Consider the following 11,830-nt stretch of genomic DNA (forward strand, 5'->3'; position numbering starts at 1 on the left):
CATGAGGGGGAAGTATGCAGTTGGGGAGCAACACGACGGGGATGGCGTCGGGCATCTGTGTCGCCACGGATAAGGCCGGCCAGGATAGATGTGTCGTCGCGGTGAAGGGCACATTCGAGATTGATGCTGGGGGAGGCGCAAGGCTTTCCGATGTGCAGGAAGCGATGGTCTTCGCGGACGTCCATCAGGGGGAGCCCGGGACGACGAGCCTCCGGTACGAAAGTGATTTCGCGCCCTTCAAGCCTCGGGCGGACCTCCTGGTCCTGGGACAGGCCGTGTCGCCCACGGGCAAGCCTGTCACCGAGTCACTGGTGACGCTCGAGCTCGGGACGGTGCGCAAAGCCATTCGAGTCACCGGAGACCGCCGCTGGGAGCGAGGGCTGCTCGGCCTGCGTGCTTCCGCTCCCCGGGCCTTCGTCCAGATGCCCCTGGTGTACGAGCGGGCCTTCGGGGGAACGGACCTCACGCATGCGGACCCGCGGCACCATGGCGCCGAGCTCCGCAACCCGGTGGGGGTGGGCTACCGCAAGAATCCCGATGCCCGGGCGGCGGAAGGCACGCCTCTGCCGAACCTGGAGGACCCCCGGCAACCCCTTTCGGGTTGGAGGGACACTCCGGTGTCCATGGGCTTCGGGCCCGTGGGGCGGAGCTGGCAGCCACGGCTCGCCCATGCCGGGACCTATGACGCTCGCTGGCAGGAGGAGGACTACCCCTTCCTGCCTCGGGATTTCGACACGCGGTACTTCCTCTGCGCGCCGGTGGACCAGCAGGTGCCATACCCGCGAGGCGGGGAGGTCTTGCGCTGCACGGGCATGACACGTGGGGGCGCGCTGGTGGCACGCGTGCCCACGCTGCGCTTTCCCGTCACCTTCCGCTTCGACGACGGGGACCAGAGTCACGAACCGCTGCTGGACACCCTGCTCGTCGAGCCGGACTCGCGGCGGATGATGCTGACCTGGCGGGCGTCGGTTCCGCTGGGGCGGAAGCCCGGGAAGCTTCGGGAGGTCCTGGTGGGGCACCAGCCTGTCCGGCTGCCTCCGGGGCGCGGTGAAGGCAAGCGGCACTTCAGGTCGCTCGCGGAAGTGGTGGCCGCTCACCGGGCGCGCCAGCGGAAGGCGGGCCGGTCATGAGCGCCATCCGGGTGGAGGTGACGGCGACGGGAATGGTGAGCTCGGTGGGGCTGAGCGCCGTTTCGGCCTGTGCCGCCATGAGGGCGGGGTTGTCCGCGTTCGAGACGCTCGCGTACCGGGACAACGCGCGCAAGCCCATCACTGGCTCGCCGGTGGCCGTGCTGCCGCGCGACCTGGGGCGCGAGGAGCGGCTGGTGGACCTGCTGGCGATGGCGATTGCGGACGCGCTGGGAGGAGAGGCGGGGACCGGCTGGGAGCAGGTGCCGCTGCTGGTGGCGGTGGCCGAGCCCGGACGCCCCGGGGGCGGCGCGACGCTGGCCGGAGAGCTGGTGGCCCGGGTGGAGCGCCGGCTGGAGCGGAGATTCCATTCCGGCCTCTCGCGTGTGCTGACAGGGGGAAGCGCCGCGGGCTTCCAGGCGCTGGAGGCGGCCCGGAAGGTGCTGGGGGAGCGCCGGGCCGCGGCGTGTCTCGTCTGTGGGGTGGACTCCTTCCTCAACGCCCGCTCGCTGCTATGGCTGGAGGAGCACGGTCGCTTGAAGAGCCCACGCAACGCGGACGGAGTCATTCCAGGGGAAGCCGCGGCGTGTGTTCGGGTGGAGCCGCGCGCGGGGGCGTCGCGCCAGTCCCTGGCCACGATTGAAGGACTGGGCTTCGCCCGGGAGATGGCCACGGTGCTCAACGAGGAGCCGTTGCGCGCCGACGGCCTGGTGAAGGCGGGGCGCGCCGCGCTGGAGGATGCCGGGCTGCGGATGGAGGACGTGGAGCTGCGGCTGTCGGATGTCTCGGGGGAGCTGTATGCCTTCAAGGAGCAGACGCTGGCGTTGACGCGGCTGCTGCGGGTGAAGCGGGAGAGCCTCCCCTTGTGGTTGTGCGCCGAGTCCCTTGGCGAGGTGGGGGCCGCGGCGAGCCTGTGCCAGTTGGTGCGGTTGGCGCAGGCGTGGCAGCGGGGCTACGCGCCCGGGGCTCGGGCCATGTGCTTCGCGAGCAGTGTCTCGGGCGAGCGGGCGGTGGCCGTGGTGCGGCGGCCGAAGCAGGCCGGGGAGGCAGGCCGATGAGCGGCAAGGTGTACGCGAATGGCAACGAGGTGGTGAGGAAGGGCGGCGACGGGAAGGTGACGGCGGCCTTTCCCGACGTGTGCATGAGTCCTCCGCCCCCGCCGGCGGGGCCCGTGCCGGTGCCCTACCCGGACAGCTCCTCCGCGAAGGACCTGAAGGCCGGGAGCCGGACGGTACAGATTGCGGGGAAGGAGGTGGCGCTCCAGGACGCGTCCTTCTACCAGTCGTCGCAGCTGGGCAACGAGGCGGCGACGCGGAACTTCGGTGCGAGCGTGGTGACGCACACGATTACGGGGAAGACGTACTTCGCCTCGTGGTCGATGGACGTGAAGGTGGAGGGGAAGTCGGTGGTGAGGCACATGGACCTGACCACCTCGAACCACGGCAGCTACCCGGGAGCGACGCCACCGTTCAGCAACCTGTCGGAGTCGAAGCTGGCGGAGGCGCAGGAGCTCGCCCAGCAGCGGATGGACGCGGGGGAGTGTCCGTGCTGTGGGAAGGACGACTGCCCGGCGGCGTTCCGGGACGATGACGAGGCGCTGACGCTGGAGGAGTTCTACGGGTTGGACAAGAACCCGAGCCGGCGCGAGCAGTTCGACTTCCTTGTCGCGTACAAACGGCAGCACTGCACGTGTGATGGCCGGGTGCTCCCCGAGCCGCCGTGTGACGTGTTCCGGGCCAGCGAGCCTGGCGGTTCACGGCACCGACAAATCGAAAGTAGATGGAACGCAGAGGTCATGGAGTATCGGAGGCTCTACATGCGAAGGACGGGGGTGAGGCTCAAAGAAGCCCTGGAGATTCTCGATGAACTCCTGCAAGCCACCGGCAGGTCACAGGCACTCAGGGCGACCGCCAAGATGTCGAACCGCGAGTTGGCGGCCCTGGAGCAACTGAAGAAGAGCGGCAAGCCCTATGATGCCCAACTCATGGAAGATGCAAAGGAGTATAGGAGACTGAGCGCAAGGTCGAAGGGGCTGGCGCGAATCAACCACCTGGTGCCGAAAGAGGCCTCGGGCTGTCCAACCAACCCTGGCAACCTTCAGCCGCAGCAGTTCCTGTGCGACGCATGCCAGGGAATTGACGATTTCTTTACTGCGCACTGGCAAGGGAAATAGACATGAAGTCTCCCTACTATTGGAACCCAACGCGCTGGGATGACCGCGGGTACTTTGCTCCCCCGGCTCCTGTGGATGATCCCATTCTGCAGGAGATCGGCGACGTCCCATCCTGGATGGAAGTGCAGGACATCCTGGCGCAGGCCAAGGCGGGGGACTTCGGGCGGCTTGAGCGGCTTCTGGACATTCATCACGCCACGACCAGGTCCCACCTCCTTCCATGGGTATGCGCTCAAATCGTGGGGGATGCGGGGACGTCATCTTGCTTCAGGCGAATGATTCGCGACCTGGACGACTCCTTGAATCCCGATACAGCCGGTTGCTTCTGCAGCGCATTCGAGGCTTGGGGAAGCTTGTCGTCCATTCCCGCGTTCATCCAGTCCTATGACAGACACTTTGGCGCCGAGTTGATGAAGGTGGTTCCACTCCAGATTTCGACCCTGCTGGAGCCGGAGTGGGGGCCGCTGAGCCAGTTCCCAAAGGAAGACGAACTGATTGAGTACGAGGACCGCGTGCTGGAGCGGTACGAAGAACTCAAGAAGAAGTTCGGGACGGACCAGGTCATCCTGCTGCATGGGGAGCGCTTCAGCGTGGTGTCGGTGGCCCAGCGCCTGTTGCGGGGCCTGGACGGTGACGACTTCGCGCGTGCCATGCGGCCCTTCTACCGGCGCCGTTTCGAGGCGAGCACGGGTATCGACTGCTCGGGCTTCTACAAGGGCGAGCAGTTCCAGTCGCTCACCGCCGCCGCCATCCTCGAGGACTTCCTGGAGAGCCCCGAGGCCGCCCGGTACGAGGAGGGCGTGCGCTACTTCTTCGGCCACCGGATTCCGGAATGAGCCCGCCGGGTCCGCTGCCGCCCAACGGGCCACTGCCCGACTTCGTCTCGCGCCACTTCGAGGAGGCCTCCTTCCTCTGGACGCTCCGTCACAGGGCGATTGACGCCGCCCACTACACCTTCGCGGACCTGGAGCGGCTCGACGAGCGCGTGGAGGCCCACCTGGACGGGCTGCGCATCGCCGGTGCCGCCGCCGAGGCCGTCATCGACGAGGCCCTCTCCGTGGCCGGCGCGGGGGAGATTTTCGCCTCGGCCGCGCTGGCCCTCGAGAGCGGCTCCACCGCCCGCCTCTCGCCGGTACTCGAGCTCGCGCGCGACTCGGATGCGGGTCTGGAGGCCTTCGTCTCGGCGCACTGCTGGCTGCCGTGGCCCCGGGTAGCGAAGGCACTTGGGCAGCTCGCCCATGAAGACGACACCGTGCTGTGCCAGGCCGCCCTGGCGGGGCATGCGGCCCATGGCCAGGACCCGGGCGCCGTGCTCCCCCGTGCGCTCTCCAGCACCGACGCGGGCCTGCGCGCCCGTGCGCTCCAGGTGGTGGGCGAGCTGAGGCGCCGGGAGTTGCTGCCGGTGGCCCGGCAGGCGCTGGCCTCCGAGGACGAGGCGTGCCGTTTCTTCGCCGCCAGGGCGTGCGTCCTGCTGGGGGAGCGCGCGGCGCTTTCCGTCCTCCGCTCTCTGGCCGGGAGCGCCGGGGCGCATGCGGCGGAGGCCGTTTCGTTGGCGGTCCGGAGGATGGAGCGGGGCGAGGCCCGGGAGTGGTTGATGGGATTCACGGAGCGTCCCGAGCACCGCCGGCTCGCCCTGGCCGGCAGTGCGGCCCTGGGAGACACCTTCTTCATCCCCTGGCTGTTGCGGATGATGCGGGTGCCGGAGCTGGCTCGTGCGGCGGGCGAGGCCTTCCGCTTCATCACCGGCGCGGACCTCTCGGAGCGCTCGCTTGAGGGCACGGCCCCGGAAGCCGGGCCGGACACGGCGGAGCAAGAGGACGAGACGCCCGAAGCGGAGTCCGACGCGGACCTGCCGTGGCCGGCGCCCGACGCCGTGGCGGCGTGGTGGGCGGAGAGGAAGCGGGACTACCACCCGGAGACCCGCTACCTGCTCGGCCGCCCCATGACGCCGGAGGCGCTTCGGGAAGTCCTCGGGGTGGGGCGCCAGCGCGAGCGGCGCGCAGCGGCCCTGGAGCTGGCGATGAGACACCCGGGCCAGCCCCTGTTCGACATCAAGGCTCCTGGCTTCCGGCAGCGGCAGTGGCTTGCCGCTCTCCAGTGAGGCGAGCCGCCTCTCGCCGAGGCCGCCGAGCACGCGCGCCGGGACGCGCTCCCTCCCGGAAAGACAAAGGCCCGGGCCTGTCATCTCACCGCGCTCTTGGTAGCGGTAGTGGTCCGGCTTGAGCGGGCCCTCGACGGAGACGCCGATGTACGAGGCCTGGTCCGGGGTGAGCTTCGTCAGCTTCACGCCCAGCTTGTCGAGGTGCAGGCGCGCCACCTCATCCATCGCCGCCTGCAGCGCGCAGATGGGGTCGATCTCCGCGATGATGACGCGCGCGCCCTGGCCCTTGAACGCCTGGGCGCAGCCCTTGCCCACGTCGCCGTAGCCGAAGACGATGGCCACCTTGCCGGACAGCATCACGTCCGTGGCGCGGTTGAGCCCGTCCACCAGCGAGTGACGGCAGCCGTACAGGTTGTCGAACTTGCTCCGCTTCCGCGTTGCCGAGCGCATCCAGGTACTCGTGCGCCTGGAGCCGCGCCCGGCCATCCTCGGAGAACCACGCGGGCTGGAACTCCCGGGCCTCGTAGAAGCACAGCAGGGCCCTGCCCGTCTCCTCTGGCTCCTGCCTCGCCTGGGCGCCAATACCCGTTCTCCCTCACGGACGGCGGGCGAGCGGGCGGGCACTTCCTTTCGAGGCGGGCCTAGAAGCGGGCCTGCGCCCGCAGGCCGCCGTAGAGCCACCCGTGGATCGCCTTGTCCTCGATGTCTTCCGTGGTGTCGGAGTCCCGGTTGAGGGGGTCGCGCTCAGCCGCATCGATGATGAGGTGGGAGGTCGAATACTGCCCCATGGTGAAGGTGGCGAAGGGCCCCACGGAGAACGTGTTGTTGAGGCGGTAGTCGAGGCCACCCTGGAGGGAGGCGAACTCGAAGCCCTGGGTGGAGCTCTCGACACGCATGGGCCCGTAGATGATGGTCAGGGAGGCGGAGCTGTCGATGCGCTCGTAGCCGATGCCCAGCCCCACCCAGGGCTCGAGCGCCCTTCTCGACTGGAAGTGGTAGGCGGCGTTGACGCCGAAGCGCAGCTGGCTCGCGCTGCAGCTCATGCCCTCCAGGCAGTCCTGGGCAAGCCGCGTCACCCCATACTGGAAGAAGGCGCCCACGTAGAGGTGGGAGTTGAAGAAGTAGCCGGCATCGACCTGCAACGGAATCGTCCGTGACACAAAGTTGCTCATCTTCCCGCCATCCGGGTCCTCCGTGCCGCGACTCTTCCCGAAGGGCACGCCCGCCCCCGTGCGAAGCCCCAGGGAGAACCCACGGGGCTGTTCGGCCGGCCCGGGCGCATCGAAGCCCCCGGACTTCTCAGGGGAGGGGGCCTCTCCCTGCCGCGGGACTCCATCATTGCTCCCGTCGGCCAGGGCGGAGGGAGAGCTCAAGACGAGCGACAGCGCGGCGAGCTGCTGGAAGGTGGCCATGTTCATGGAGCCGACCCCGTTGGGCAGGAGTGGAGGCGCAACCCGACGAGCATCCCTTCGGTTGATTCCGCGATGCAACGGGGTTGCGTCAGAAACCCGAGAATCCTCCGAGGCTGCTGTCCACCGGCCGGGAGCATCGCGCGGGCGGCCCCGTCAGCGGCCCCCCCTCGGCCCCGCTGCACCCTCCCTCCCCCTCAACAGGGCCCCCATCCCTCTTATGCGTCGAAGTCCGCGAGATTCACAGCGTGAATATCGCTCATTCACACATCCAGAATGCAAATGGAGCGCGCGGCGGCCACCGTGGAGATGAACCCAGGGAGGAATCTCCATGCAGAAGTTCATCTGGCCATCCTTGCTGCTGCTCTCCGCGTGCGCGTCGCTGCCCGCGGCCAGGCCCCATGCCTTCGTGCCCCCGCCGCCTCCGGGCGCGCCGATTCAGGTGTGCTGGGTGGACACCGGGGGCCTGTCGGTGGCGGGGAGCTACGGCGCCGGCGGCTCCACCGTGGCGTCCACCTGGGAGGTCACCTCGGCGGCGCTCGTCATCCGCCACCCGAAGGGAGACCTGGTGCTCGACAGCGGCATCTCTCCCCAGGCGCAGGAGGAGAAGCGGGAGCTGGGCCTCTGGGGCCGCTTCGTCTTCGCGCAGACGGCGGGCCGGAACACGCCCCGGAAGAGTCTGACGGAGGCCCTGGCGGCGCTCGGGGTGACGCAGCCCAGGGCGCTGCTGCTATCGCACGTGCACGCCGACCACGCGGGCGGGGTGGCACTGCTGCCGGACGTGCCGGTGTGGCTGGCGGCCGAGGAGAAGCAGCTCGTGGAGGCGGAGCTGGAGGACTCGAGCGGGGTGATGCTCCCCGCCCACGCGCGGGCGATGAAGGAGCGGATGGTGCCCATTCCCTTCGTGGCGGAGCCGTATGCCAACTACGACGCGCACTTCGACGTCTTCGGGGACGGCACCGTGGTGGTGGTGCCCACCTTCGGGCACACGCCAGGCAGCGTGGCCACCTTCATCAACGTGTCACCCCAGCTGCGCTTCGTGCACGTGGGCGACCTCATCAACCTGCGGGAGTCCATCGAGCGGAACGTCGGCAAGTCCAGGCTGATGCGGTGGCTCACCGACGAGGACTCCTCGCGCACGCAGCAGGAGGTGGCGAAGCTGGTGCAGCTCCATGCGAGGGACTCGGAGCTGTTCATCCTGCCCGCGCATGACCGCCCGGCCTTCGTGCAGCTCTTTGGCGACGCCGGTGGCGGTGAGGTGCCTCCGTGCATTGGCACGCCGCCGCCCTCGCTCACGGAGTCGTGACGGGCACCGTGGGCATGCGCGGCAGGCGGCACCGGGTGGGGGCCCGGGCCGCCGCCCCGCCTGCGTTCCGGCCGCTCAGTACGCCTGTACGGTGGGCGGCGTGGTGCTGGTGAAGAAGTTCGGGAAGGTGGCGGTGTAGTTGCTGCCGCTGCCGCTCTCTCCCAGGATGGTCCCGCTCTTGGTGCCCCGGACCACCAGCGTGGTGCCGTCCGCCGCGATGCTCAGGTCACCCGAGTAGATGAAGCCCCGGCCATAGGCGGGGTAGATGTCCGCCACGCGCACGGTGGTCAGGAGCTCCGGGTCCACGTGCTCCAGCCCGAGGATGGTGGGCGAGCTGCCGCTGTAGGTGCGCTTCAGCACGAAGCTGGCGGCGACGCCCAGGTCATTGGCCGCCAGCGACAGCCGCGGCACGTAGTTGTAGGACGTGTCCAGCTTCTCCGAGGCCGCGGGCCAGGGGCACGTCGCCGACGCCTGCCGGTTGAGGTAGATGTCGTACAGGGGCGGCAGCGCCGCCGGCCGCTGCGTGTAGGTGATGTTGAACGAACACCCGCGCGAGATGGCCGAGGTCAGCGGAGCTGGCAGCGACTCCAGGTGGGCCTCCAGGTTCTCCTCCCCCACCTCCGGGGCGCCACAGGCCGACAGCATCATTGCCGCACACAGAGAGAGACCGCGCTTGAACATTTGCATTTCCTTTCGACTCTCCAGCCTTGGAGAGTTGCCAAAGTAACAGAAGTGCAAGTGGTTGCGGCCAGCTTCGTGTCACATCCTCAACGGGAGGACCCCTCGCCCCGCAACGCCTGCCGGGGGGATGGCGCCGGAACGCAGCATTTTCGCCCCGCGCGAGGGCCTCTCCTCGACAGCGCCATGGCCCGCGGAATGCACATCATGGGAGTGGCGAGCCCGAGAAGGGCCGCGGGAGGAAACGGCCATGAACAACGCACGGGTTCAGCAGGGCATGAAGGAGCGGCTCGAGCGGATGAAGACGCTGCGGGATGAGATCCGCCTGGACCTCCACCTGGCGGGCATGGACCTGAAGGACCGCTGGCGCGAGCTGGAGCCGAAGGTGCTCGAGGCGGAGCGCCGCGCGGAGGAGGTCGGCGTCAGGGTGCTCGATGAGCTGGTGGAGCGCCTGCTCGCCGTCCGCGAGACGATGCACGAGAGAAAGGAGGTGGACCGTCACCCGCCTGCTTGAAGCGCGGCGGCAGCGTGTGAATCCGCCGGGACCTGAGCCCCGGAAGGAAGGCGCCTCAGTGCCGCGCGCCGAGTCTCTCCAGCACCTTCACGGCGTGGGTGTTCTTCGGGTCCAGCTCCAGCGACTTCTTGTAGTGGAGGATGGCCTCGGCGTTCCGTCCCGCCGCGAGGAAGGCCTCGCCGAGGCTGTCATACGCGTTCGCGTCCTCCGGGTAGAACCGGACGTTCGCCTCGAACACCTTCACCGCCTCGGGGACCTTGCCCGCGCTGAGCAGCCCGTAGCCGAACTGGTTCAGGACGGCGGGAGACAGCCCGTCGGCCGGGCCGTCGCGCCGCCGCGCCTCGTACCAGGCGAGGACGGCATCCGCTCCCTTGAGCCGCCCGAGCAGGTCCGCCGTCATCATCGGGGACTCCTGCAGCTCGGAAGAAAAGGACTTCCAGCCGTACTCAGCGGCGATGCTGGCGGCGACACGCTCGATGAGGAAGCTGCCGTTGTCGGAGTTGGACATCAGCGCCATGCCGCTGCCCGAGTCGGCGAAGGCCACCAGCATGGCCCGGAAGCCCTCGTTCGAGCCGCCATGGCCGAACCGGTCACTCCCGTCCTCCAACTGGAACCCGATTCCGAACCGCTCCGACTGCTTCGTCAGCATCTGCTTCGCCATCGCCTGCGACACCACGCGCTTCGACGTCCCCGCACGCGCCTTGGACACCTCGATGGCGATGCGCGCCAGGTCCGACGGCGTCGTCCACAGGCCGGCGGCCGCCATCTCCGGGTAGACGTGCCACTTCCCGTCGATGCTCTTTCCATTGCCCCGCGTGGCGCTGGCGGCCTGGGCCGCGAGCGCGGGCGGCAGCGGCTGCTCGTACGAGCTGTGCTTCAGCCCGAGCGGGGCCAGCACCGCCTCCTTCATGATTTGCGGAAACGGCTTCTTCAGCTGGTCCATCATCATCAACTGGACCACCGTGGTGCCGCCGCCGCTGTAGCGAGTCTTCGTCCCGGGCACGAGGTCCACGCGCACCGCGGCGGTGTTCGTGGGCTTCGCTCCATCGAGAATCTGCTGCACGGTCGGCCGCGCCTCGCTGACGGCGTAGCCCGGGAAGCCATGCACCGTCAGGCCCGCGCTGTGGCTGAGCAGCCGGCGGAGGGTGACCTTCTGCTCCTTCGTGTACTCGTTGTCCGGCACCTTCCACGACACCAGCGTGTCGTTGATGTTCGCGTCCAGCGACCACTTCCCCTGCTCGACGTAGCGCATGGCCGCCAGCGCCGTCACCGGCTTGCTGATGGAGGCAGCCTGGAACAGCGTGTCGACGGTGACGGGCTCCGAGCCTCCCGCCTGCTTCACGCCATACGTCTTCGCCCACACCAGCGCGTTCTTCTCGAACACGGCCACGCTCAGTCCCGGAACCGCATACAGCTCCATCCAACGCTGGAGCGACAGGTGCTGGGGCTCCGCGCCCGGGAGCGTGACGGGCGCGAGGCCCGCCTCCACCCGCGCGATGCGGGCCGCCTCGGACGGGCGGGCCAGCCACTCGGTCACGGGCTTCCGGGTATCGGCGGCGGTGAGGACGGAGACGGCCGCGCAGCCCGCGATGGCGACGCGGGCGAGGCGGGGAAGGCTGGGAGGCATGGCGGACTCCGGGAACGAACGGGAAGGGTAGGCCCCATACGCCGCGCGAAACCACCGATTGCGCACACCGGGAAAACAGGTTGGGCGACTTGTCTGGAAAGTCGTGGTGGCTCGCGGCCGGGCTATACCGAACCACTGCCCAGCTGGGCGATCACCTTACACACCCAGTCCATCATGAAGATCAGCGCCACCATGCTCCGCAACCACCTGGGGCAGCTCACCCTGACCTACTTCGTTGATCACAGCGAGGTGCCCGAGGACCTGAGCGAGCTCGACAGCTACATCGACACCATGCAGCACGATGCGCAGGCGGCCGGCGATCTGCCCTGGCTGTTGCTGGGCCTGCGGCAGCTCGTCAACGATCCGCAGGTCGATCTGGCGTCCTATGGCGGCGGGGTCTTCCCGCTCAAGGCCGAGGGCATGCGCGACATCATCTGCCATGTCCTGCATCGGCTGGATGCCCCGGGTGGTATCGCGCCCCCGGCCCTCCCGATCACGCTGGAGAGCATGAGCGGGGAGGCGTGGAGGGCGCATCGCGATGCGATGCAGCCGCCGGGTTGACGTGGCGCACGCTCAGCGGCGCACCAGGGGCACTGAGCGTTCACCCCTTGCTGCGCGCACAACGCCTGGGCGCTCCCCCAAGCGGGGGCAGAGTCGAAGCCACGAGAGGCGAGCCTGGCGTCTGGGACAGCGGCGAAGGCGGAAGCGAAGAAGGAGCGCACGCCGCGACTGGATGGGGCCGGGCTGCTGCGCAGGACGTTCGCGGTCGACGTGTTCGCCTGCGTGAGGTGTGGAGGCAGGCGGCGAGTGCTGGCGTACGTGAAGGGGGCCCCCGGGGTGCGGGCGATTCTGAAGCACCTGGGCATGCCCACGGCCTGTGCGAGGTTGTCCCCGG

Annotated in this window: 11 protein-coding genes and 1 pseudogene; 8 read left to right on the forward strand and 4 right to left on the reverse strand. The window is 68.9% G+C overall.

Translation table 11 applies throughout. The features are described from left to right. Nucleotides 1-41: 41 nt before the first annotated feature. The 5 genes from K8638_RS28580 to K8638_RS28600 all read left to right on the forward strand — a co-directional run bounded on the left by K8638_RS28580 (nucleotide 42) and on the right by K8638_RS28600 (nucleotide 5,401). On the forward strand, nucleotides 42-1,130 hold the full coding sequence (locus K8638_RS28580) for a DUF2169 domain-containing protein (RefSeq protein ID WP_223757832.1): 1,089 nt from the start codon (nucleotides 42-44) through the stop codon (nucleotides 1,128-1,130). Beyond that, nucleotides 1,127-2,185 (forward strand): hypothetical protein, encoded by a 1,059-nt coding sequence (locus K8638_RS28585; RefSeq protein WP_223757818.1) that lies wholly within the window; start codon nucleotides 1,127-1,129, stop codon nucleotides 2,183-2,185. Before K8638_RS28580 ends, K8638_RS28585 begins: the two co-directional genes overlap by 4 nt. Beyond that, a complete protein-coding gene (locus K8638_RS28590) occupies nucleotides 2,182-3,300 on the forward strand; it encodes a PAAR-like domain-containing protein (RefSeq protein WP_223757819.1) in 1,119 nt (372 codons plus the stop codon). The genes K8638_RS28585 and K8638_RS28590 overlap by 4 nt, the downstream gene beginning before the upstream one ends. A gap of 353 nt (nucleotides 3,301-3,653) precedes the next feature. Further along, nucleotides 3,654-4,136, forward strand: a complete 483-nt coding sequence (locus K8638_RS28595; RefSeq protein ID WP_223757820.1) for a hypothetical protein — start codon at nucleotides 3,654-3,656, stop codon at nucleotides 4,134-4,136. Then, nucleotides 4,133-5,401 (forward strand): TIGR02270 family protein, encoded by a 1,269-nt coding sequence (locus tag K8638_RS28600; RefSeq protein WP_223757821.1) that lies wholly within the window; start codon nucleotides 4,133-4,135, stop codon nucleotides 5,399-5,401. Before K8638_RS28595 ends, K8638_RS28600 begins: the two co-directional genes overlap by 4 nt. A gap of 114 nt (nucleotides 5,402-5,515) precedes the next feature. Here K8638_RS28600 and K8638_RS28605 read toward each other — a convergent pair. Together K8638_RS28605 and K8638_RS28610 are read right to left on the reverse strand one after the other, a co-directional pair. Next, nucleotides 5,516-5,830 (reverse strand): annotated as a pseudogene (locus K8638_RS28605) (adenosylhomocysteinase); the annotation flags it as partial. Nucleotides 5,831-6,042: 212 nt separating this feature from the next. Beyond that, a complete protein-coding gene (locus K8638_RS28610; RefSeq protein WP_223757822.1) occupies nucleotides 6,043-6,819 on the reverse strand; it encodes an outer membrane beta-barrel protein in 777 nt (258 codons plus the stop codon). A gap of 322 nt (nucleotides 6,820-7,141) precedes the next feature. On the opposite strand from K8638_RS28610, the gene K8638_RS28615 reads away from it, so the two are divergent. Beyond that, nucleotides 7,142-8,116 carry an MBL fold metallo-hydrolase gene (locus K8638_RS28615; RefSeq protein ID WP_223757823.1) on the forward strand — a complete coding sequence of 325 codons (975 nt, stop codon included), beginning with the start codon at nucleotides 7,142-7,144 and terminating at the stop codon, nucleotides 8,114-8,116. 75 nt (nucleotides 8,117-8,191) lie between these two features. Here K8638_RS28615 and K8638_RS28620 read toward each other — a convergent pair whose 3' ends face one another. Next, entirely contained in the window at nucleotides 8,192-8,797 is a 606-nt protein-coding gene (locus K8638_RS28620; RefSeq protein WP_223757824.1) for a hypothetical protein, read from the reverse strand. A gap of 247 nt (nucleotides 8,798-9,044) precedes the next feature. On the opposite strand from K8638_RS28620, the gene K8638_RS28625 reads away from it, so the two are divergent. Continuing rightward, nucleotides 9,045-9,308: a hypothetical protein gene (locus K8638_RS28625; protein ID WP_223757825.1), complete on the forward strand. Its 264-nt coding sequence runs from the start codon at nucleotides 9,045-9,047 to the stop codon at nucleotides 9,306-9,308. Nucleotides 9,309-9,363: 55 nt separating this feature from the next. Here the strand turns inward: K8638_RS28625 and K8638_RS28630 are convergent, their stop codons facing one another. Continuing rightward, nucleotides 9,364-10,935: a serine hydrolase domain-containing protein gene (locus K8638_RS28630; RefSeq protein WP_223757826.1), complete on the reverse strand. Its 1,572-nt coding sequence runs from the start codon at nucleotides 10,933-10,935 to the stop codon at nucleotides 9,364-9,366. A 174-nt stretch (nucleotides 10,936-11,109) separates the two neighbouring features. Here K8638_RS28630 and K8638_RS28635 point away from each other — a divergent pair, with 174 nt between their 5' ends. Beyond that, nucleotides 11,110-11,496, forward strand: coding sequence for a hypothetical protein (locus K8638_RS28635; protein WP_223757827.1), 387 nt, complete (start codon nucleotides 11,110-11,112; stop codon nucleotides 11,494-11,496). The last annotated feature ends 334 nt before the right edge of the window (nucleotides 11,497-11,830 follow it).

Origin of the sequence: Myxococcus sp. RHSTA-1-4, from assembly GCF_020037125.1 — a bacterium.
In the GTDB taxonomy this organism is placed as follows: domain Bacteria; phylum Myxococcota; class Myxococcia; order Myxococcales; family Myxococcaceae; genus Myxococcus.